Source organism: Streptomyces sp. NPDC096105 (assembly GCF_044763335.1).
GTDB lineage: Bacteria > Actinomycetota > Actinomycetes > Streptomycetales > Streptomycetaceae > Streptomyces.
The window spans coordinates 247,952-269,531 of record NZ_JBIWGC010000005.1 but is presented as its reverse complement, the minus strand read 5'-3'; the positions used below and the strand labels follow the sequence as shown (position 1 = coordinate 269,531).

The 21,580-nt window shown below is 71.5% G+C and carries 18 protein-coding genes and 1 tRNA gene; 3 read left to right on the top strand and 16 right to left on the bottom strand.

Going from position 1 to position 21,580, the window contains the following annotated elements; all coding sequences use genetic code 11:
- Positions 1-94 precede the first annotated feature (94 nt).
- From ACIQ8B_RS11300 to pgsA, 7 genes are all read right to left on the bottom strand, one after another.
- Positions 95-847 carry a YebC/PmpR family DNA-binding transcriptional regulator gene (locus tag ACIQ8B_RS11300; protein WP_106415106.1) on the bottom strand — a complete coding sequence of 251 codons (753 nt, stop codon included), beginning with the start codon at positions 845-847 and terminating at the stop codon, positions 95-97.
- 48 nt (positions 848-895) lie between these two features.
- Positions 896-1,501, bottom strand: a complete 606-nt coding sequence (pdxT, locus tag ACIQ8B_RS11295; protein WP_403546518.1) for a pyridoxal 5'-phosphate synthase glutaminase subunit PdxT — start codon at positions 1,499-1,501, stop codon at positions 896-898.
- Positions 1,501-2,412, bottom strand: coding sequence for a pyridoxal 5'-phosphate synthase lyase subunit PdxS (gene pdxS, locus ACIQ8B_RS11290; protein WP_403546517.1), 912 nt, complete (start codon positions 2,410-2,412; stop codon positions 1,501-1,503). The genes pdxT and pdxS overlap by 1 nt, the downstream gene beginning before the upstream one ends.
- A gap of 136 nt (positions 2,413-2,548) precedes the next feature.
- Positions 2,549-3,091, bottom strand: a complete 543-nt coding sequence (locus ACIQ8B_RS11285) for a hypothetical protein (RefSeq protein ID WP_106416502.1) — start codon at positions 3,089-3,091, stop codon at positions 2,549-2,551.
- A 110-nt stretch (positions 3,092-3,201) separates the two neighbouring features.
- Positions 3,202-4,365 (bottom strand): glycosyltransferase family 4 protein, encoded by a 1,164-nt coding sequence (locus ACIQ8B_RS11280; protein WP_403546516.1) that lies wholly within the window; start codon positions 4,363-4,365, stop codon positions 3,202-3,204.
- Positions 4,362-5,291, bottom strand: a complete 930-nt coding sequence (locus ACIQ8B_RS11275) for a phosphatidylinositol mannoside acyltransferase (protein WP_290004379.1) — start codon at positions 5,289-5,291, stop codon at positions 4,362-4,364. The genes ACIQ8B_RS11280 and ACIQ8B_RS11275 overlap by 4 nt, the downstream gene beginning before the upstream one ends.
- Positions 5,288-6,013, bottom strand: coding sequence for a phosphatidylinositol phosphate synthase (gene pgsA / locus ACIQ8B_RS11270; RefSeq protein WP_106415101.1), 726 nt, complete (start codon positions 6,011-6,013; stop codon positions 5,288-5,290). The genes ACIQ8B_RS11275 and pgsA overlap by 4 nt, the downstream gene beginning before the upstream one ends.
- A gap of 266 nt (positions 6,014-6,279) precedes the next feature.
- On the opposite strand from pgsA, the gene ACIQ8B_RS11265 reads away from it, so the two are divergent.
- Complete coding sequence (locus tag ACIQ8B_RS11265; RefSeq protein ID WP_403546515.1) at positions 6,280-8,478, top strand: elongation factor G-like protein EF-G2; 2,199 nt, start codon at positions 6,280-6,282, stop codon at positions 8,476-8,478.
- A gap of 218 nt (positions 8,479-8,696) precedes the next feature.
- Positions 8,697-10,352: a hypothetical protein gene (locus ACIQ8B_RS11260; protein WP_403546514.1), complete on the top strand. Its 1,656-nt coding sequence runs from the start codon at positions 8,697-8,699 to the stop codon at positions 10,350-10,352.
- A 49-nt stretch (positions 10,353-10,401) separates the two neighbouring features.
- On the opposite strand, the gene ACIQ8B_RS11255 is transcribed toward ACIQ8B_RS11260, so the two are convergent.
- Together ACIQ8B_RS11255 and thrS are read right to left on the bottom strand one after the other, a co-directional pair.
- On the bottom strand, positions 10,402-10,944 hold the full coding sequence (locus ACIQ8B_RS11255; RefSeq protein ID WP_106415098.1) for an HIT domain-containing protein: 543 nt from the start codon (positions 10,942-10,944) through the stop codon (positions 10,402-10,404).
- Positions 10,945-11,023: 79 nt separating this feature from the next.
- Positions 11,024-13,000: a threonine--tRNA ligase gene (thrS, locus tag ACIQ8B_RS11250; protein WP_290004382.1), complete on the bottom strand. Its 1,977-nt coding sequence runs from the start codon at positions 12,998-13,000 to the stop codon at positions 11,024-11,026.
- Between the two features lie 489 nt (positions 13,001-13,489).
- Between thrS and ACIQ8B_RS11245 the strand changes: the two genes are divergently transcribed.
- Positions 13,490-14,215, top strand: coding sequence for an exonuclease domain-containing protein (locus ACIQ8B_RS11245; RefSeq protein ID WP_403546513.1), 726 nt, complete (start codon positions 13,490-13,492; stop codon positions 14,213-14,215).
- Positions 14,216-14,313: 98 nt separating this feature from the next.
- Here the strand turns inward: ACIQ8B_RS11245 and ACIQ8B_RS11240 are convergent.
- The 7 genes from ACIQ8B_RS11240 to ACIQ8B_RS11210 all read right to left on the bottom strand — a co-directional run bounded on the left by ACIQ8B_RS11240 (position 14,314) and on the right by ACIQ8B_RS11210 (position 21,512).
- A tRNA-Val gene (locus ACIQ8B_RS11240) sits at positions 14,314-14,385 on the bottom strand.
- 39 nt (positions 14,386-14,424) lie between these two features.
- Positions 14,425-14,874, bottom strand: coding sequence for an SRPBCC family protein (locus tag ACIQ8B_RS11235; RefSeq protein WP_106416501.1), 450 nt, complete (start codon positions 14,872-14,874; stop codon positions 14,425-14,427).
- A gap of 35 nt (positions 14,875-14,909) precedes the next feature.
- The gene (locus ACIQ8B_RS11230; protein WP_403546512.1) at positions 14,910-17,645 is read right to left on the bottom strand and encodes a Tat pathway signal sequence domain protein; all 2,736 of its coding nucleotides are present in this window, start codon (positions 17,643-17,645) and stop codon (positions 14,910-14,912) included.
- A gap of 99 nt (positions 17,646-17,744) precedes the next feature.
- Positions 17,745-18,329, bottom strand: a complete 585-nt coding sequence (locus ACIQ8B_RS11225; RefSeq protein ID WP_290004384.1) for a hypothetical protein — start codon at positions 18,327-18,329, stop codon at positions 17,745-17,747.
- 5 nt (positions 18,330-18,334) lie between these two features.
- A complete protein-coding gene (locus ACIQ8B_RS11220) occupies positions 18,335-19,225 on the bottom strand; it encodes a carbohydrate ABC transporter permease (protein WP_403546511.1) in 891 nt (296 codons plus the stop codon).
- On the bottom strand, positions 19,222-20,211 hold the full coding sequence (locus ACIQ8B_RS11215) for a carbohydrate ABC transporter permease (RefSeq protein WP_290004386.1): 990 nt from the start codon (positions 20,209-20,211) through the stop codon (positions 19,222-19,224). The genes ACIQ8B_RS11220 and ACIQ8B_RS11215 overlap by 4 nt, the downstream gene beginning before the upstream one ends.
- Before the next feature lie 11 nt (positions 20,212-20,222).
- Positions 20,223-21,512: an ABC transporter substrate-binding protein gene (locus tag ACIQ8B_RS11210; protein WP_403546510.1), complete on the bottom strand. Its 1,290-nt coding sequence runs from the start codon at positions 21,510-21,512 to the stop codon at positions 20,223-20,225.
- Positions 21,513-21,580: the final 68 nt, after the last annotated feature.

Sequence of the window (21,580 nt, the reverse complement as noted above, 5' to 3'; positions counted from 1 at the left end):
GCTCGATCACCTGTTTGTGCAGGCTATCGGGTGCCACCGACAGAGCGGCGGGCCGCCGGGGTGTGTCCCGTCGGCCCGCCGCCCCGCGGACGCGTCACGCGTCGACCTTCTCCATGATCTCGTCGCTGACGTCGAAGTTGGCGAAGACGTTCTGCACGTCGTCGCTGTCCTCCAGCGCGTCGATGAGCTTGAAGATTTTCTTCGCGCCCTCCTCGTCCAGCTGGACCTGCATGGTCGGGACGAAGTTGGCGTCGGCCGACTCGTAGTCGATGCCGGCGTCCTGGAGCGCGGTACGGACCGCGACCAGGTCGGTCGGCTCGCTGATCACCTCGAAGTTCTCACCGAGGTCGTTGACCTCCTCGGCGCCCGCGTCGAGCACGGCGGCGAGGACGTCGTCCTCGGTCAGCTCGCCCTTGGGGACGATCACCACGCCCTTGCGGTGGAACAGGTACGACACCGAGCCCGGGTCGGCCATGGAGCCGCCGTTGCGGGTCATCGCGACCCGGACGTCGGAGGCGGCGCGGTTGCGGTTGTCGGTGAGGCACTCGATGAGCACCGCGACGCCGTTGGGGCCGTAGCCCTCGTACATGATCGTCTCGTAGTCGGCGCCGCCAGCCTCCAGGCCCGCGCCGCGCTTGACCGCGGAGTCGATGTTCTTGTTGGGGACCGACTGCTTCTTCGCCTTCTGGATGGCGTCGTACAGCGTCGGGTTTCCGTCGGGGTCGGCGCCGCCCATCCGGGCCGCGACCTCGATGTTCTTGATGAGCTTCGCGAAGAGCTTGCCGCGCTTGGCGTCGATCACGGCCTTCTTGTGCTTCGTCGTGGCCCATTTAGAGTGGCCGGACATCTGCCTGTCTCCTTCGCGTAACCCATCGCTGCAACGAACGCAGGAATCCTACAAGGATTCGCCCCTCCGGTTCGCCCGCACCATGTCGGTGAAGAGGCGGTGCACCCGGTGGTCCCCGGTCAGTTCCGGGTGGAAAGCGGTCGCGAGCGCCCTGCCCTGGCGGACCGCGACGATGTGGCCGTCGTGCTCGGCGAGCACCTCGGCGGACGCGCCGACGGACTCCACCCAGGGCGCCCGGATGAAGACGCCCTGCACGGGTTCCCCGGCGATTCCCTCGACCTCGACGGCGGCCTCGAACGACTCGTTCTGCCGGCCGAAGGCGTTGCGGCGCACGATCATGTCGATGCCGCCGACGGTCTCCTGCCCGGAACGCGGGTCGAGGATCTTGTCGGCGAGCATGATCATGCCGGCGCAGGTGCCGTAGACGGGCATACCGGCGCGCACGCGGGCGCGCAGGGGCTCCATCAGACCGAAGAGCACGGCCAGTTTGGAGATCGTGGTGGACTCCCCGCCCGGGATCACCAGGCCGTCGACCCCGGCGAGCTCCTCCGGGCGCCGGACCGGCCCGGCCACGGCGTCGACCGCGGCCAGGGCCACCAGATGCTCCCGTACGTCGCCCTGGAGTGCGAGCACTCCGATCACGGGAGCGGTCATCACCAGCCCCGGTTGGCGTAGCGCTCGGTCTCGGGCAGGGTGTCGCAGTTGATGCCGACCATGGCCTCGCCGAGGTTGCGGGAGGCGTCCGCGATGATCTTCGGGTCGTCGTAGAAGGTGGTCGCCTTGACGATGGCCGCGGCGCGCTTGGCGGGGTCGCCGGACTTGAAGATGCCGGAGCCGACGAAGACGCCCTCGGCGCCGAGCTGGCGCATCAGCGCGGCGTCGGCCGGGGTGGCCACACCGCCGGCGGAGAACAGCACCACCGGCAGCTTGCCCAGCCCGGCGACCTCCTTGACCAGCTCGTAGGGGGCGCGCAGCTCCTTGGCGGCGGCGTACAGCTCGTGGTTGTCCAGGCCGCGCAGGCGGGCGATGTCGCCCTTGATCCGGCGCAGGTGGCGGACGGCCTCGACGACGTTGCCGGTGCCGGCCTCGCCCTTGGAGCGGATCATCGCGGCGCCCTCGGCGATGCGGCGCAGGGCCTCGCCCAGGTTGGTGGCGCCGCAGACGAAGGGGGTGGTGAAGGCCCACTTGTCGGAGTGGTTGACCTCGTCGGCCGGGGTGAGGACCTCGGACTCGTCGATGTAGTCGACGCCGAGCGACTGGAGCACCTGGGCCTCGACGAAGTGGCCGATGCGGGACTTGGCCATCACCGGGATGGACACGGCGTCGATGATGCCCTCGATCATGTCCGGGTCGGACATGCGGGCCACGCCGCCGTCCTTGCGGATGTCGGCGGGGACGCGCTCCAGCGCCATGACGGCGACGGCGCCCGCGTCCTCGGCGATCTTCGCCTGCTCCGGCGTGACGACGTCCATGATCACGCCGCCCTTGAGCTGCTCGGCCATGCCGCGCTTCACGCGCGCGGTGCCGGTCTCGGGACCCTGGTTTTCGGAGAGCGTGCTGGACACGAATGACCTCGCTGAGGTGAGGGGGATTCTGCAGCACCGAGGAAACGTGACCGGAGCAGGCCACATCAAGGGCCAATGAGGAGCCGGTGGCTCGTTCTCGGCCGAGGGGCGGGCTCCTGACGGCCGGGAAGCGCCGTCAGGCGGCCCGCTCGATCAGCGCCGCCGGCGGCTCGTCGTCCATCTCGAAGGCCATCGGGAACGGGGCGTGGCCGGCCAGCCGGAACCAGCGCACCTTGCGGTGCAGCCGCAGGGCGCGGGCGGCGCGCACGGCGTCGTTGTGGAAGCGGCGGGCCATCGGCACCCTGCGCACGGCCTCGGCGAGTTCCCGCGCGGCCTCCTCCCCCCCGGGCGCCTCCCGGACCGCGTCCACCTGCTGCGGGTCGGCGAACACCGCCCGCAGCGCCTGGCTGAGCTCGCTCTCGGCGACCTCCCGCTGCTCCTCCACCGCCTGCCGCGCGGCGTGCGCGGCCTCGTACAGCACGATCGAGGCGGCGGGGTCGAGCACTCCGGAGGTGGCCAGCTCCTGCGCCACCGAGGCGCGGCGCAGCAGTTGCGCGTCGAGCGCGGCACGGGCGGCGTCGATCCGGGCGTGCAGCCGGTCCAGCCGCCCGGCCGTCCAGCTCAGGTACAGCCCGACGGCGACGAGGACGACGAGGATCCAGATCAGGGTTGCGGTCACGGGCGGCAAGGCTAGTACCGGCGCGGCGGGGCGCGGTCCCTGGGGCCGCACCCCGGACGCCGGGTCCGGCGCACGCGGGCTCAGGACACGGGACGTGACGCCCCGGAGTCTCAGTCCCGCGCCAGCCCCAGCCGGGCCCTCAGACCCGTCGCCCGGTCGTCCGTGGCGACCGCCGCCGCGCCCGCGGTGACCGTCTCGTAGACGGAGAGGATGTCCGCGCCGACCGTCGACCAGTCGAAGCGGCGCACATGGGCGCTGCCCCGCGCGCGGAGTTCCGCGCGGCGCCCGGGGTCGCCCAGGAGGCGCACCGCCGCGTCGGCGAGCGCGTCCGCGTCCTCGTTGGCGAACAGCTCGCCGGCCGCGCCCCGGTCGAGGACCTGGGCGAAGGCGTCCAGGTCGGAGGCCAGCACCGGCGCGCCCGCCGACATCGCCTCGACCAGGATGATGCCGAAGCTCTCGCCGCCCGTGTTGGGCGCCACGTAGAGGTCCACGCTGCGCAGCAGCCGCGCCTTGTCCTCGTCGCTGATCATGCCGAGGAACTCCACGCGGGGGCGCAGCTCGGCCGGCAGCGACTCGACCGCCTCCTCCTCGTCGCCGCGCCCGGCCACCAGCAGCCGGGTCTGCGGGCGGGCGGCGAGGATCTTCGGCAGCGCCCGCATCAGCACCGGCAGGCCCTTGCGGGGTTCGTCGATGCGGCCGATGAAGCCGATGGTGTCGCCCTGCCATTCCGGCTTGGGCTCGGCCTCGGCGAAGAAGTCGACGTCGACGCCGTTGGGGATGACCACGGCGTCGCCGCCCAGGTGCTCGACGAGGGTGCGGCGGGCGTACTCGCTCACCGCGATCCGCGCGCTGATCTTCTCCAGGGCGGCCTGGAGGATGGCGTACGCGGCGATCATCGCGCGGGAGCGCGGGTTGGACGTGTGGAACGTGGCGACGATCGGACCCTGGGCCGCCCAGCAGGTCAGCAGGCCCAGCGAGGGCGACGTCGGCTCGTGGATGTGCACCACGTCGAAGGAGCCGTCGTGCAGCCAGCGCCGCACCCGCGCGGCGGACAGGAAGCCGAAGTTCAGCCGGGCCACCGAGCCGTTGTACGGCACCGGCACCGCGCGGCCCGCGGAGACGACGTACGGGGGCAGCGGGGTGTCGTCGTCGGCCGGGGCGAGGACGGAGACCTCGTGTCCGAGGCGGAGGAAGTACTCGGCCAGGTCGCGGATGTGGAACTGGACGCCGCCCGGCACGTCCCAGGAGTACGGGCAGACGATGCCGATCCTCACGACGTCCCCTTCCGGTCCCCGCCGGGGGCGTGCGCGGGGTCGAGGTCCTCGGTCCACAAGCGCTGCAGCATGTGCCAGTCCTCCGGGTGCCCGGCGATTCCCGTGGCGAAGGCGTCGGCCAGCGCCTGTGTCATCACGGACGTCTTCTCGGCGCGCGTGCCTGACGCGGGAACCTCGACCGGGGGGTGGACCCGGCCCCGCATCATGGGCGGCGCGTCGTACCAGAGGGTGGCGGGCAGCAGCCGGGCGCCGGTGTGCTGGGCCAGCAGGGCGGGGCCGGCGGGCATGCGGGCGGCGTGGCCGAAGAAGCTCACCTCGACGCCCGAGGCGGACAGGTCGCGGTCGGCGACCAGGCAGACCAGACCGCCGTCGCGCAGCCGCCGGGCCAGGGTGCCGAAGGCGGAGCCGCCGCTGTGCGGCAGGACCTCCATGCCGAGGCCCTCGCGGTAGGCGACGAAGCGGTCGTACAGCGTCTCCGGCTTGAGGCGCTCGGCGACGGTGGTGAACGGTATGCCGAGCCTGGTGGTGAGCCAGGCGCCGGCGAGGTCCCAGTTGGCGAGGTGCGGGAGCGCCAGGACGACGCCCTTGCCGGCCGCCATGCCCTCGTCGAGGTGGTGCAGGTCCTTCACGGTGAGGGAGCCGGCGATGCGCTCGGGGCTCCAGGCGGGCAGCCGGAACGACTCCATCCAGTACCGCAGGTAGGACCGCATGCCCGCGCGGGACAGCTCGGCGAGCCGCTCCGGGCTCGCGTCCGGCACCACGCGCGCGTAGTTGCTCTCCAGCCGCAGCACGCCCTTGCCGCGCTGCTTCCAGGCGGCGTCGGCGATGGTCCGGCCGAGGCGCACGGCGACCGGCTCGGGCAGCCTCTTCACGGTGCTCCAGCCGGCGCCGTACAGGGCGTCGGCGAGCCGCTCGCGGGCGCTCACTGGGCGGCCTCGCTCCCCTGCGCCTGCCGCTCCGCGGCCTCCGCCTCGGCGGACTCGCGGCGCACGGTGACCACGCGCTGGATCAACGTGACGAGGCTGCCGACGGCGACGGCCCACAGGGCGACGGGCAGCAGGTACTGGATGCCGGGCACCCCGAACGCGTGCAGGCCCGCGAGCCCGGCCGCGACCAGCGAGATCACCAGCCGCTCGGCCCGCTCCACCAGCCCGTTGACGGCGACCGGCAGCCCGATCGACTCGCCGCGCGCCTTGGTGTACGACACCACCTGGCCGCTGGCCAGGCAGAAGATCGACACCGCGCACAGCACGTCGTCGTCGCCGGAGCCCGCGTACCACAGGGCGAAGCCGCCGAAGACCGCGCCGTCGGCGACCCGGTCCAGGGTGGAGTCCAGGAAGGCGCCCCAGCGGCTGGAGCGGCCCAGCTGCCGGGCCATGTTGCCGTCGACCAGGTCCGAGAAGACGAACAGCGTGATGACGACCGTGCCCCAGAAGAACTCGCCGCGCGGATAGAAGACCAGCGCACCGGCCACCACGCCCGCGGTGCCGAGGAGCGTGACCGTGTCGGGGCTGACCCCCCGCCGGATGAGAAACGCGGCGAACGGTGTGAGGACACGCGTGAAAAATGCACGCGCGTACTTGTTCAGCATGGCCTTCCCGACGGTCGGTGTGGCCGTGCGGCCCCTGCTGGCCACCGGCGGGCCCATCGTAGCCACGCGCGCGGGGGCGCGGCCGCGGGGCACCCGGGACGCCGTGCGCGGGCGCCGCCGTGCTCCCCGCCGCACCCCCGCGGACCGGGGCCGCGGCGGGGAGCACGTCCTTCGTATGGACGGGCCGTGACAGGAGTGGAAAGCTCGAAGAACCGCGGGCGCCGCCGGAGCCGCACCGCAGGCGATGCCCCCGGACGGGGTCCGGGGAAGGGTTCCACGGGTCCGCGCCCACAGTGACCTCACCGTGCACGGGAGGCAGGATCATGGGCGACAAGGCGCACACACACCCCGGGGCCGCCGGCAGGGCACAGGCGGCCGACCGTCCCACGTCCGTACGGAACGTGGTGCTGGTCGGCCACTCCGGATCGGGCAAGACGACTCTGGTGGAGGCCCTCGCGCTGACCGCGGGGGCGGTGAACCGGGCGGGCCGCGTGGAGGACGGCGGCACCGTCTCCGACTACGACGACATCGAGCACCGGCAACAGCGTTCGGTGCAGCTCTCCCTGGTGCCGGTGGAGTGGAACGGCATCAAGGTCAACCTCCTGGACACCCCCGGCTACGCCGACTTCGTCGGGGAGCTCAGGGCCGGTCTGCGAGCGGCGGACGCGGCCCTCTTCGTCGTCTCGGCCGCGGACGGCGTGGACGGCTCGACCCGCATGGTGTGGGACGAGTGCGCGGCGGTCGGCATGCCCCGCGCCATCGTGATCACGCACCTGGAGGCGGCCCGCGCCGACTTCGAGGAGATGACCCGGGTCTGCGCGGAGACCTTCGGCGGGGACGACCCGGACGCGGTGCTGCCGCTGTACCTGCCGCTGCGCGGTCCCGAGGGGCCGGACGGGCACGCGCCCGTGACCGGCCTGATCGGGCTGCTGACGCGCAAGCTGTTCGACTACTCCAGCGGCGAGCGCGTGGCGAACGAGCCGGTCGGGGACCAGGTGCCGCTGATCGAGGAGGCGCGCGGCCGGCTGATCGAGGGGATCATCTCCGAGAGCGAGGACGAGACCCTCATGGACCGCTACCTCGGCGGTGAGGACGTCGACGTCGAGACGCTGATCGACGACGCGGAGCGGGCGGTGGCGCGGGGCGTCTTCTTCCCCGTCCTGGCCGCCGCGCCCGCCGCCCCCGGCGCCCGCCAGGGACTCGGCACGGTGGAGCTGCTCGACCTGATCACGGGCGGCTTCCCGACCCCGCTGGAGCACGGCACCCCGCAGGTGACCGCGCCGGACGGCAGGCCGCGCGAGCTGAAGCCGTGCGACCCGGACGCCCCGCTGGTCGCGGAGGTCGTGAAGACCTCCTCCGACCCCTACGTGGGGCGGCTCTCGCTGGTGCGGGTCTTCTCCGGGACGCTGCGCGCCGACCAGACCGTGCACGTCTCCGGGCACGGTCTGACCGGCCGGGGCCACGAGGACCACGACGTCGACGAGCGGGTCGGCGCCCTGTCCACGCCGTTCGGCAAGCTGCAGCGGCCGGTGCCGCACGTCATCGCGGGCGATCTGGCGTGCGTGGCGAAGCTCTCCCGCGCGGAGACCGGCGACACCCTGTCCGCGAAGGACGACCCGCTGGTCATGGAGGCGTGGGAGATGCCGGACCCGCTGCTGCCGCTGGCCATCGAGGCGCACGGCAAGGCCGACGAGGACAAGCTGTCGCAGGGGCTGGCGCGGCTGGTGGCCGAGGACCCGACGATGCGGCTGGAGCAGAACCAGGACACCCACCAGGTGGTGCTGTGGTGTCTGGGCGAGGCGCACGCGGACGTGGCGCTGGAGCGGCTGCGCAGCCGGTACGGCGTGCAGGTCGACGTGGTGCCGCACCGGGTGTCGCTGCGGGAGACGTTCGGCGGCCCGGCCTCCGGACGCGGCCGGCACGTCAAACAGTCCGGCGGGCACGGGCAGTTCGCGATCTGCGAGATCGAGGTGGAGCCGCTGCCGAACGGCTCGGGCATCGAGTTCGTGGACAAGGTGGTCGGCGGCGCCGTGCCCCGGCAGTTCATCCCCTCGGTGGAGAAGGGCATAAGGGCTCAGGCCCTGAAGGGAGTCGCCACCGGGCATCCGCTCATCGACGTGCGGGTGACCCTGCTGGACGGCAAGGCGCACTCGGTGGACTCCTCCGACGCCGCGTTCCAGACGGCGGGCGCGCTGGCCCTGCGGGAGGCCGCCGCGGACGCGAAGATCCTCCTGCTGGAGCCGGTGGCCGAGGTGTCCGTGCTGGTCGGTGACGACTACGTGGGCGCCGTGATGAGCGACCTGTCCGGCCGGCGCGGCCGCGTGCTGGGCACCGAGCAGTCGCCCGGCGGGCGCACGCTGATCCGGGCGGAGGTGCCGGAGATCGAGATCGGCCGGTACGCCGTCGACCTGCGGTCGCTGTCGCACGGCACCGCCCGCTTCAGCCGCCGCTACGTCCGGCACGAGCCCATGCCGCCGCAGGTCGCGGAACGGGTCAAGGGGGAGGCGCGCGCGGCCTCGTGACGCGCCGGGGCGCCCGCCGGCCGTTCCGGCGGGCGCCCGCGTGCGCGGTCACGCTCCCGGTTCGCTCCGTATCGCCTCCCCCGTGCCGGAGAACGGCTTGGAACGACCCCCGGCGGACGGCGGCGGCTGCCTATACGCTGAACACCTGATCAACAGGTGTGCGCAGCACGGAAGTCGGGAAGGCCGCAAGACGACAGTCGCGGCGATCGGGGGCGGGAATGACCGTTGAGAGCGGTTTCGCGGATTTCTTCGGTCCGCAGGTACCGCGCACGGGCGACGAGGGCCAGACACCCACCCTCGCGCTGGCCTCGGCGGCCTACCGGGACAACGAGGCCGAGGAGATACTCAAGGCCAACAGCGAGTGGCACAAGTCGGCGGTCGGCAAGCCGCGCGTCAAGCTGTTCCGGCCCAATCTGGGCGAGGCGTTCTCCCGGGCGATCATCGACCGGATGCTGGGCTCCGGCCGCGCCCCGCTCATCCAGTCCTTCGGCACCCAGCCCCAGGTGGTGGTCGAGCACGCGCTGGCGGCGCACCGCATCCGCCGGGAGCGCGACAACTGGCTGACCGCCGTGATGGTCCTGTGCGGGCTGCTGTTCCTGCCCGGCCTGCTCGTGTGGTTGCTGGTGTTCCAGATCCGCACGACGATGGCCAAGCGCGAGGACAAGCGGGCCGGCGCGCTCGCCACCACCCTGCTGGTGGGCGTCGGCGCCCTCGCCGTGCTGTTCCTGCTGCGCATGCCGTTCGACGGCTTCTGGGGCTGGTACGCGCGCGCGTCCGTGGTGGCCCCGGTGCTGGGCTGGTTCTGGGCCAAGCGGATCTGCGAGCGGACCGCCCGTGACCTGCGGGAGCGCTGGGAGAGCCTGCTGTCCGGCGGCAGCGTCGGCGCCAAGGTGCCCGAGGCGGTGCCGAGCAGTCCCGGCGAGACGGCGGCCGAGCAGCTCCGCCAGTCGCTGGCCCGGCTGAGCGCCGAGCAGCAGTCCAACTCCGCCTTCTACGCCGGTCCCAAGGGCATCCTCGGCATGGGCACGCGCTGGGGCAGCTGGCAGCTCGCCGAGGACCTGGTGCCGGCCGACCCCGGCCGGGAGATCCACCCGTTCCGCAGCTGGGACGTCATCAAGGCCATCCACGACCGGCTCCGCATGCTGGAGCGCGGCCCGCTGAACACGGGCGGCTTCCCCAAGCCGTCGATACGCCACTGGATCGTCACGCCCATCGGGGAGAACGCCACGTCGGTGTCCCGGCCCGAGGGCACGGACGTCGAGGCGTACCAGGTGAAGCCGCACGCCGTGCAGGAGATCTGCAACAAGCAGCAGTTCGGCGCGGGCGACCGGCACTACCTGGGCGTGCAGTGGACCCTGTGGGACGGCCAGCTGGTGATCACGATGCTGATCACGGTGACCGTGCTGCACGAGACGCTGCGCATCGAGGTCACCGGGCACGCCCTGGGACCGGTGCACTCGCTGTTCACCACCAAGCCGGCGGCCAAGGAGAAGGAGGTCCAGAAGTCGATCAAGTTCTGGGAGACCCGGAAGGTCAAGCTCCCGCTGGTCGACTCGGACGAGGTGGTACGGCTGGCCGCCCGCGCGCCCCTGACCAACTACCCGCCGCTGCTGTACTGGCTCGGCGGCAAGCTGAGCCTGCCCGAGCCGTTCGGGCTGCGCCATGCCTGGGCGGACAAGCCCTGGCGGCACCGGTTCATGGCGGACGACGCGCTGCGGGCGGCGACGCCGGTGCTGCGCGTGGTGCACTCCGCGGCGCTCAAGGTGCTGGAGGAGAACGGCGTGAACACCGAGAAGTTCGGCTCCCGCTCCTCGTCCCTGTCCACGGCGGTGCAGGACGCGACACCGCGCAAGGCCGACCTGTACGACGCGTAGGCGAGGACGGGCGGGGTGCACGGGACGGACCCCGCCCCGTGGCCGGGCGTCAGGCCGTCGGCCAGGCCTCCGCCAGCATCTTGCGGGTGTCGCCCAGCAACTGCGGCAGCACCTTGGTGTGGCCGATGACCGGCATGAAGTTGGTGTCGCCGCCCCAGCGCGGGACAACGTGCTGGTGCAGGTGGGCGGCGATGCCCGCGCCCGCGACCGTGCCCTGGTTCATGCCGATGTTGAAGCCGTGGGCGCCCGACGCCGTGCGCAGCGCCGTCATCGCCTGCTGGGTGAGCACGGCGAGCTCCGCCGTCTCCTCCACGGTCAGCTCGGTGTAGTCGGCCACGTGCCGGTACGGCACGGTCATCAGATGGCCGCCGGTGTACGGGTACAGGTTGAGCACCGCGTACACCAGCTCGCCGCGGCGCAGGATCAGCCCGTCCTCGTCGGACTCGGCCGGGAGGGAGCAGAAGGGGCAGCCGTCGCCGGGGCCGCTCGGCTTGTTCTCGCCCTGGATGTAGGCCATCCGGTGGGGCGTCCACAGACGCTGGAACGCGTCCTGCGTCCCCACTCCCAACTGCTGCTCCGGCTCACTCGTCATGCGTGCAGCATAGGGCGTGTCCGGCGGCACGCGGAAAAGGCCCCCGGGAGATCCCGGGGGCCCCGGCGCCGTGCGCGGGTCAGACCTGCGCCCGCTCCTCGACGACCTTGGCGATCTTGGCGATGGCCTCGTCGACGGGGATGCCGTTCTCCTGCGAGCCGTCGCGGTAGCGGAAGGAGACCGCTCCGTTCGCCATGTCCTCGTCGCCCGCGATGACCATGAAGGGCACCTTCTGCTTCTGGGCGTTGCGGATCTTCTTCTGCATCCGGTCCGAGGAGGAGTCGACCTCGACGCGCAGGCCCCGCTTGCGGGCCGCGTCCGCGAACTCCTCCAGGTACTCGACGTGCGCGTCGCCGATCGGGATGCCGAGCGCCTGGACGGGGGCGAGCCAGGCCGGGAAGGCGCCCGCGTAGTGCTCGAGGAGCACCGCGAAGAACCGCTCGATGGAGCCGAACAGCGCGCGGTGGATCATGACCGGACGCGTCTTGGAGCCGTCCGCGGCCGTGTACTCCAGGTCGAAGCGCTCCGGCAGGTTGAAGTCGAGCTGGATGGTCGACATCTGCCAGGTGCGGCCGATGGCGTCCTTGGCCTGGACCGAGATCTTCGGGCCGTAGAAGGCGGCGCCGCCCGGGTCCGCCACGAGCTCCAGGTTCTGCTTCTCGGCGACCTGGCGCAGCGTCTCGGTCGCCTCCTCCCAGGCCTCGTCGGAGCCGACGAACTTCTCCGGGTCCTTGGTGGACAGCTCCAGGTAGAAGTCGGTCAGGCCGTAGTCGCGCAGCAGGTTCAGGACGAAGGTGAGGGTCCTGTCGAGCTCCTCGGACATCTGCTCGCGGGTGCAGTAGATGTGCGCGTCGTCCTGGGTGAAGCCGCGGGCCCGGGTCAGGCCGTGCACCACACCCGACTTCTCGTACCGGTACACGGTCCCGAACTCGAAGAGGCGCAGCGGCAGTTCGCGGTAGGAGCGGCCGCGCGCGTCGAAGATCAGGTTGTGCATCGGGCAGTTCATGGGCTTGAGGTAGTAGTCCACGCCCTCGTCGAGCTGCATGGGCGGGTACATGCCGTCGGCGTACCAGTCCAGGTGGCCCGAGGTCTCGAAGAGCTTCCCCTTCGTCGCGTGCGGGGTGTAGACGAACTCGTAGCCCTCCTCCTCGTGGCGGCGCCGCGAGTAGTCCTCCATGACCCGGCGGACGATGCCCCCCTTGGGGTGGAAGACGGCGAGGCCGGAGCCGATCTGCTCCGGGATGGAGAACAGGTCCAGCTCGCTGCCCAGCTTGCGGTGGTCGCGCTTCTCGGCCTCGGCGAGGAACTCCAGGTGCGCCTTCAGCTCCTCCTTGGAGGGCCAGGCGGTGCCGTAGATGCGCTGGAGCATCGGGTTCTTCTCGCTGCCGCGCCAGTAGGCGGCGGCGTTGCGCATCAGCTTGAACGCCGGGATGTTCCGGGTGGTGGGCAGGTGGGGACCGCGGCAGAGGTCCTTCCAGCACAGCTCGCCGGTCCTGGCGTCCAGGTTGTCGTAGATCGTCAGCTCACCGGCGCCGACCTCGACGTCCGCGCCGTCGTCGGACGAGGCGGCGCCCTTGAGGCCGATCAGCTCCAGCTTGTACGGCTCGTCGGCGAGCTCCTCGCGGGCTGCCTCGTCGGTCACCACGCGGCGGGAGAAGCGCTGGCCGCGCTTCTGGATCTCCTGCATCTTCTTCTCGATGGCCTTGAGATCCTCGGGCGTGAAGGGCTTCTCCACGTCGAAGTCGTAGTAGAAGCCGTCCCGCACCGGCGGGCCGATGCCCAGCTTGGCCTCGGGGAACAGCTCCTGCACGGCCTGGGCCATCACGTGCGCGGTGGAGTGGCGCAGGATGTCGAGGCCGTCCTCGGAGGAGATCTCGACGCCCTCGACGGTCTCGCCGTCCCTGACCTCGTACGAGAGGTCCTTGAGCTCTCCGGCCACGCGCGCGGCGATGACGGAACGCTCGCCGGCGAAGAGCTCGGCGGCCGTAGTGCCCGTCGTCACCACGCGTTCTTCCCGCTCGGAATCGCGTTGGATGATCACACGGACGTCTGACACCGGTCTCTCCTGACTGAAGGCTGTGGTCGCGGCGCCGTACCGGAGCGCGCGCATGGGTGCGATCGTACCGACCCGGGACCGGTCGAGGCGAAATCAGCCGTCGCGGGCCGGGCCGCGGGCCTCGCCGAAGCCGCCCGCGCGTCCGCACCGGCGGGCCCGTGAGGAGCGCGTGTCCGGCGGTCCGGTGACCGTCTCCGCCGGGCGTGACGCGGAGACGGCCGGCACGGTGCGCCCGCGAGCACCCGCAGCCGCACCGTGCCGCCGCCCGCGACCGGGACCGTGTGCCGGCGAGCGGCCGGTGTGCGCTCCGGCGGCGGTCCGCCCCGTTCGGGCTGCGCGACGGCCGCGGTCAACCGCCGTCCGGAACAGCCGGATCCCTGCGCGGTTCGCCGAACTGCCCCCGGAGTAGTGCGCGAACAGTCCGGGTATCACCGGTCAGAGCAGTGCGCGGTACGTCGACTGCTGCTGGTGAGCGAGGGGTTGGTGGGTATGACGTGCTGGTACGAGGGGCCGCTGGCCGCCTTCGACACGGAGACCACGGGCGTGGACGTCGAGAACGACCGGATCGTGTCGGCCGCCCTCGTCGTCCAGGACGCGCCGGGCGCCCGGCCGCGGACGACCCGCTGGCTGGTGAACCCGGGCGTGCCGGTGCCGGCCGCCGCGACCGAGGTGCACGGGCTGACGGAGGAGCACCTGCGGCGCAACGGCCGCTGGCCCGCGCCGGTGATGTACGAGGTGGCGCAGGCGCTGGCGGAGCAGGCGGCCGTGGGCCGGCCGGTGGTGGTGATGAACGCACCGTTCGATCTGACGCTGCTGGACCGGGAGTTGCGCCGGCACCGGGCGTCGTCGCTGGCCCGCTGGTTCGAGCGGACGCCGCTGCTGGTGCTGGACCCGCGGGTGCTGGACAAGCATCTGGACCGCTACCGCGAGGGCCGCCGCACGCTGGCCGATCTGTGCGCGCACTACGAGGTGGAGCTGGAGGAGGCGCACGAAGCGGCGGCGGACGCGGCGGCCGCGCTGGAGGTCACCCGGGCGGTGGGCCGCCGGTTCGCGTCCCGGCTGGAGCGGCTGTCCCCCGGTGAGCTGCACACCTTGCAGGCGCTGTGGCACGCGGCGCAGGCGCGGGGCCTGCAGGCGTGGTTCCAGCGCACCGGCACGGATGAGGTCGTCGATCCGGCCTGGCCCCTGCGCCCGGACCTGCCGGCAGCCGCCTGACCTGGGGAATCGAGCTCGCGACGACGCCTTTGCCGCGCACAACACCAAAAAGAGCGACGTGGTCCGTCGTGGACGGACACACGTCGCTCTCCCGAGCGTGGGCGATACTGGGTTCGAACCAGTGACCTCTTCGGTGTGAACGAAGCGCTCTCCCACTGAGCTAATCGCCCGGGAACGCACTGAACCATACAGGCCCGGGGACGCTTCCTTCAAACCGCTCGCAGGTGCGCCGCCAGTCCGCGCCGGCCGGCCCGCAGCATCAGCGCGTGGTTGGCCCGGAAGAGGGGCCGCCCGGGCACGGCCAGCAGGCGCAGCAGCCGCGCCCGGACGTCGACCTCCTGTTCGTAGTGGGCGAGGCAGCCGTGGGCGCCCAGATCGGTGACGGTCCAGCGCGCCCAGCCGTCGATGTCGCCGGACAGCCCGGCCTCCAGCACGCCGCTCTCCCGGTCCCGCCGCCCCTCGCGCAGGGTGAAGGTCAGGTCGTACGGGAGCACGGAGCGGATCGTGACGATGCCGGTGGTGTCGTCGAGGCGGGCGACCTCCCGCACCTGCGGCCACCACCGGGGGTAGTCCTCGATGCGCTCCAGTACGCCGTACACGGTCACGGCGGGCGCGGACAGGGTCCACACACTGCGGAAGCGGTAATGGTTCCGGTCCATGTACGGAGTGTGCCCGCCCGCGCCCGGCTCGTGCGTCACGGCATGCGGTCTCCCAGGAGTGCGAGGTTCTCGATGGCGGCGAGCGCGTAGAGGGCGGTGTCGTTGGTGGAGACCCAGGGGGCCTCGCCGCCGGCGACCAGGGCGGTGGGGCCGCTCACCTTCTCGGTCGTCCAGGGCGCGGACTCCTTGTAGCCGTCGGAGTCGTAGAACTTCTTCCACGCCCGCTGCGCCAGCGCCTCGTCGCCGGTCCGGACGGCGGCGTAGGCGTCGAGCCGGGAGTGGCCCTGGAAGAGGATCAGGCTGCCGAAGTCTCTGCCGTAGCGTGCGGCCTGCTCCGCCTTGGTGGCGTTGAAGTAGCGGCAGTAGTCGTAGTACGCCTGCTCGAACTCGGGCATGTCGACGAGGTCGATCAGTTCGGCGCACAGCTCGTTCAGGCCGAAGACGGCGGACAGGTGGGACACCTCGACCTTCGGCGTGTCCGCGACGGCGAACCGGCCGGTGCCGAGGTCGTACAGGCCGCTGCCCTGGACGAAGCCGTTGGGCTGGGCGGCGATGGTCTCCATGGTGGAGAGCACGCGCGCCCGGGCCTTCTCCCACTTGGGGCCCTTGCGTTCCCACTCGGTGAGCCAGGCGGAGACCAGGCCGCTCCAGTCGGTGCCGAAGCCGATGGACAGGGCGCCCGGGTCGGGGGTGTACGGCTCGGTGCGGATCTTGCGCAGCGGGTCGAGGGCGAGGAAGGTCTCGTCGCTGTCGACATTGGCGTGCATGAGGTCGCCGGTGCGTTCGTCGGCGGTGAGGAAGTAGTGGAAGCGGCGGTAGGTGGTGTTGGCGATGCGCTGCTGCTTGGCGCTGTCGGCGTAGTGCTGGACGCCGTGCCGGGTGCCGAGCCCGGCCCACTCGCCGAGATGGTAGACGTCGACCTCGCCGGTGTGGCGGGTCATCGCCTCGGCGAAGCGGAAGATGTCGGCGCGGCCTGAGCGCAGGTAGGCGTACCAGAGCCACAGGTCGGGCGAGAGCTCGCTGTTGTCCCAGGCGTAGCCGCCGACGTCGTAGCGCCACTGGTGCCGGACGGTGTCGTAGGTGTGCATGATGTCGCCGTAGTCCCAGAAGCCGTACCAGCGGCGCTGCTCCACCTGGTCCTTGTAGTAGGTGAAGAGGAAGTCGAGGTGGTCCTCGATCTTCGCCTTGGCGGGGGTGGAGCGGTCGGGCTCGGCGAACAGGCCCTTGCCGAAGACGCCGGCGGCGATCAGCTGCCGGGGCGGCGCGGCGAGCTGCGGCAGCACCCGTACGGCCCGCGCCCGGGCGGCGAGCTGTTCGGCGCCCGGGGTGGCGGCGTCGGCCCAGAACAGCAGCTCGGAGGTGCGGGCGATGCCGTAGGGGGTGCCGAAGCCGGGCTCGTAGTCCTCGTAGGTGATGTTGAGGCCCTCGAGCTGTTCGGGGAAGGTGTCCTGGCCCATGCCGTCGTGGTAGAAGCGCAGGTCCATGGGCTGGGCCTCGGGCGACCAGAGCCAGAGGGTGACCTCGGCGGTGTCGGTGTGCGCGTTCCGGATGTCGAGCTGGGCGGGGTACTTCTCCCAGAAGTCGCGCAGTCCGAAGGAGAGGCCGCCGCTGACGCCGCCGGCGTACCCGAATCCGGAGGCGCGCCGCCCGCCGCCGGCGCCGATCCAGCCGTGACCCTTCCTGGTGCGCTTGCGGACGGTGAAGCCGTCGGCGGAGAGCTGGGAGAGGGTGTAGTCGCCCCATTCGGGGATGTACTGCAGGCGGCTGGTGACGCGCTGGTCCCAGGTGGTCGGGTCGGGCAGCTTGCGGCCCTCGAACTGGGCCTCCTGCACGGCGGTGCCGGGGTCGCGGCGCAGTCCGGTGATGCCCTTGACCGCCTCCCGCAGCAGTCCGTCGCCCTCGCCGCCGAGCCGGATGTGCCGGTCGTACGCCGCGTCGCGCAGCGGGACGGAGAAGCGGACGCCGATGCCGCGCACGAAGTCGCCCTTGGCGCGGCCGGGTTCCTGCTTCCCGTCGTAGGTGACGGTGTGCACCATGCGGAAGGAGTCGGCTCCCGCGTGGAAGTAGAGGCGCACGGAGAAGGGCAGCAGGGTGTCGCGGCCCTTGCGGTGGGTGCCGTCGACGCGGACGACCGCCCGGACGGGGCCGTCCTGCTCGACGGTGAGGCCGGAGATCGTGCCGTCGAACCGCTCGGTCCTGACGGTGGTGCGGTCGCCGTCCTCGATCTCGGGCTGGCGCAGCACGACGAGGCGCCCGTCGCGGGCGATCTCGGTGGAGCCGCGGGTGACCGACCTGACGAGGGTGTCGCCGGTGGTGCCGATCCGGGCGGTGATGACGCCGGTGGAGACGGTGACGGTGGCGCCGCGCCGGGTCACGGTGACCTTCTTCTCGGGCGCGGCGGGCGTACCGGCCTTCAGGGTGAGCCGACCGGTTCCCGAACTGACGGCGTGGGCGGTCCACTTGAGGGAGCCGTCGGGCCAGTGGGCGAGCGGCCAGGTCTGGACGGGGACGTCGTTGCCGTCGGCGTCCGTCACGGAGAAGGTCTGGCCCTCCGGATGGGCGCCGCGGGGCCAGGGGACGCCGACGGTGGAGCCGGGGGCGGCGCCCAGGCCGCCCTCCTCCAGCCAGTCCAGGGTCACCGGGTCGGCGCCGGCGGGTGCGGCGGGAGGCGCCGCGGCGGCGTTCCGCTCGCCGAGGGCCCAGCCGGCCGGGGCGGCGGCTGTGGCGACGGCGGCCGCCTTGATGAGGGATCTGCGGGGGATGGGGGACATGGCCCTTCCTTTCCATTGCGAGGGCTGCACAGTGATGTCAAGGGCATGACAGACAGAGGTGTGGCGCCGAAGCGCCCGCCCCGGCAGGGGCGCCGCCCGTCAGCGGCGCCGGTGACGTTCCTCCACGGCGACGGCGGCCGCCGCGACGGCCCCCAGCACGGGGACCGCGAGAGGGGTGCTGAACCAGGCGGAGCAGCCCGCGACGGCCAGTCCGCCGATGAGCAGGAAGGATCCGGCGGGGTCCCGTACGGTGTGCCGTCCGGCCCGCGCCATGAGCGGCCGCCAGGAGAGGCCGGGCCGCCACAGCGCCGCCGCGCGCAACAGCGCGGCGGCCGCCCCGATGAGCGCGAGCACCCCGACGGCCCCGACCAGCGGCCCGCCCGGCAGCCCCGCCCGCACGGCGCGCAGGTCGGTCCACACGACGGCGACAGCCGCCCACCCGGCGAGTCCGACGAGCCAGCCGCCGCGCACCGCCACCCGGAAATCGGCCGTGAACTCCCGCCATCCCCCCTGCTCATGGGCGAGGTGGCGGCGCAGGTGCCGGGCCCCCGCCGCCAGCGCGGCGGGGTAGGTGACCAGCGGCAGCGCGGCCAGCGCGATCCACACGCCGGTCAGCAGGCACTCGGCGAAGAGCGCGAACCTCCCCCAGGCCCTCGACCCGGTGTGTGCCAGGGACGTCGTCACCGCACTCAGCCCTTCAGTCCGGAGGTCGCCATGCCGTCGATGAGGTACCGCTGGAAGGCCAGGAAGAAGGCCAGCACCGGCAGCAGCGCCACCAGCGACATGGCGATCATGCCGCCGTAGTTGGCGAGCCCTTCCTGGTCGACGAACATTTTCAGCCCGAGGGAGACGGTGTACTTGCCGGGTTCGTTGAGGTAGATCAGCGGGCCCATGAAGTCGTTCCAGGCGTTGATGAAGGTGAAGATGGCACTGGTGATCAGCGCGGGCCGGCACAGCGGCAGCACGATGGACCAGTAGATGCGCGGATGCCCGCAGCCGTCGAGCCGGGCCGCCTCGTCGAGCTCCCGGGGCAGGTTCCGCATGAACTGCACCATCAGGAAGACGAAGAACGCCTCCGTGGCCAGGTACTTCCCCAGCAGCAGCGGGGTGTACGTGTTGATCATGTCCAGGTTGCGGAACAGCACGTACTGCGGGATCAGCAGCACGTGGTACGGCAGCAGCAGCGTGCCGATCATCAGTGTGAAGAGCAGGTTCCGCCCGGCGAACCGGATCTTGGCGAAGGCGTACGCGGTGAGCGAGCAGGAGACCAGGATGCCGATCACCGAACCGACCGCGAGAAACAGCGAGTTGAGGAAGAAGGTGGAGATGGGGATGTCCGCGATGCCGTCGGCGAGGCTGGTGTAGTTGGACACGATCGGGTCGGCCGGGAACAGGTCCAGGCTGCCGACGATGTCCTCGCTCCGCTTGAACGACCCGCCGACGACCCACACCACCGGGTAGAGGATCACCGCGAGGAGCGCCAGCGCCCCGATGTGCCAGGCGAGCGAGCCGGGCAGCCGGCGCCGCAGGGCGCCCTTCGGCGACGGGGCGCGTGTGGTGTCGGTGGCCTGTGCGGTCATCGGCCGCCCTCCTCGTAGTGCACCCAGCGCTTCTGCGACCAGAACAGCACCGCCGTGACCAGGGCGACCGCGACCAGCAGCATCCACGCCATGGCGGAGGCCAGGCCCATCCGGCTGTTCTCGAAGCCCTGGACGTACAGGTAGCAGGTGTAGACCATGGATCCGTCCGCCGGACCGCAGGCGTTGCCGCCGGCGCCGCCGCCGATGATGTAGGCGGAGCTGAAGATCTGGAACGAGTGGATCGTCTCCAGCAGGACGTTGAAGAACAGCACCGGCGAGATCATCGGCAGGGTGATGCTCCAGAACTGCCGCAGGGTGCCGGCCCCGTCCACGTCGGCCGCCTCGTACAGCTCGCGCGGCACCTGCTTCAGCCCGGCCAGGAAGATGACCATCGGCGCGCCGAACTGCCAGACCGTCAGGGCGACCAGGCTGTAGATGATGAGGTCCGGGTCGCCGGTCCAGCCGCCGGCGTCGATGCCGAACACCTGCTGCGTCCGGTCGACGACGGCGTCGTCCGAGAAGATCGCCTTCCAGACGATGGCGACGGAGACGCTGGCCCCGATCAGCGACGGCGCGTAGAAGGCGGCCCGGTAGAAGGCCTGCCCGCGCCGCTTCTGCGCGAGCAGCAGGGCCACACCGAGGGCGACGAGCAGCTTGACCGGCGTGCCGACGACGACGTACCAGAGGGTGACGCGCACCGAGTGGCGCCAGCGCGGGTCGGCGAACATCTCGGAGAAGTTGTCCAGGCCGATCCAGCGCGGGGCGTCGAACAGGTTGTAGTCGGTGAAGGCGAAGTACAGCGAGGCGGCCATCGGGCCCGCCGTCAGCAGCAGGAACCCGGCGATCCACGGGGACATGAAGAGGTAGCCGGCCAGGTTCTCCCGACGGCCCCGCCGCTTCGGGGCGGCGGGGCGCGGGGGCGTGTCCGGGCCGTGCCGCGGCTCGGGATCCTTCGCCCGGACCTCCGTCGCAGGGGCGTGTGTCACGGCGTTTCCCCTCAGCCGCTGAGGGCGGTCTTCGACTCGTTGAAGAACTGCTCGACGGCGTCGGCCACCGACCGCTTGCCCAGCCCCAGCTCCTCGCCGATGCGCAGGAACGCGGCCTCGCAGATGTCGGCGCCGTTCGGGTGCGGGGTGATGGGCTCCAGCACACCCGCCTCGACGAGGGACTCCTCGTAGGCGGCGATCGCCTTGTTCACCGGGTCGGTGGGCCGGTACGCCTCGTACTGGGCCGTGGTGGCGGGCACACCGCGGTCGTAGCCCATGATCGTGGCGACCTCGGGGTCGTGCACCATGAAGTCGATGAACTTCGCGACCTCCACCGGGTGCTGGGTGCGCCGGGAGGCGCTGAGCATCAGCGAGCCGAGGTACTGGCCGGTCCGCCTGCCGTCGGTGGTGGGGATGGGCGCGAGTCCGTACTCGCTCCTGCCCTCGGAGGTGTAGCGGACGGTGAAGTTGTCCCAGGTGAACTCGCTGCCCGCGAGTTCGGCGGAGAGCGCCGACTTGGGCTTGACCTGCGCGACCTTCTTGGGGTCGGCGAAGAGGCCGGACTTCACGCCCTTCTCCGCCTTCGTCCACCACCGGGTCAGGTCCGCCTCGGTGAAACCGAGGCCGTCCTCGGTGAAGAAGGCTGTGCCGTTCTGACGCAGGTACAGGTCGTAGAGGTACATGACGCCGTACATGCCGCTGTCGCCGGCCCGGCCCGCCCGGTCGCGCACTCGCGCCATCGCCTCGTCGAAGTCGTCCCACGTCCAGCCCATTTCGGGCGTGATCCCGGCGCGGGCGTAGACGGGCTTGTCGATGACGAGGGCCATCGAGTTGGAACCCACGGGCACGCCGAGAAGTCTGCCGTCGATCTCGCCGAACTTCTCCAGGCCCGCCCGGAAACCCTCCATCCGCAGGTTGCCGGCCTTCACCTGCTCATGGAGATCGAGGAGCACATTCTTCGCGTCGTATTTACGGAGGAATCCGATGGCATTCTGGAAGACGTCCGGCGGATTCCCGCCGGAGGCCTGTGTGTTGAACTTCTTCCAGAAATCCGTGTACGGCTGGAAGTCGGTCTTGACCTTGATCTTCGGATACTTCTTCTCGAAGAGATCGATGGTCCTGTTGATGCGCCGCGCCCGGTCCTCGGCACCCCACCAGGCATAACGGATCGTCACCGTTCCGTCTCCGGAACCGCTTCCGCCACCGCAGGCGGTCGCCGCCGCGCCGAGCCCCGTGACGGCGAGCGAGGCTCCCGCCACTTTGAGGACCGTCCGCCTCTCCACACCCTTGCCCTGCTGCATACGAGCCTCCCCGCGACGTTCCCGACCGCTCATGAATCGTTTCAAGTAAGCGCTTGCTGGCACAAGGT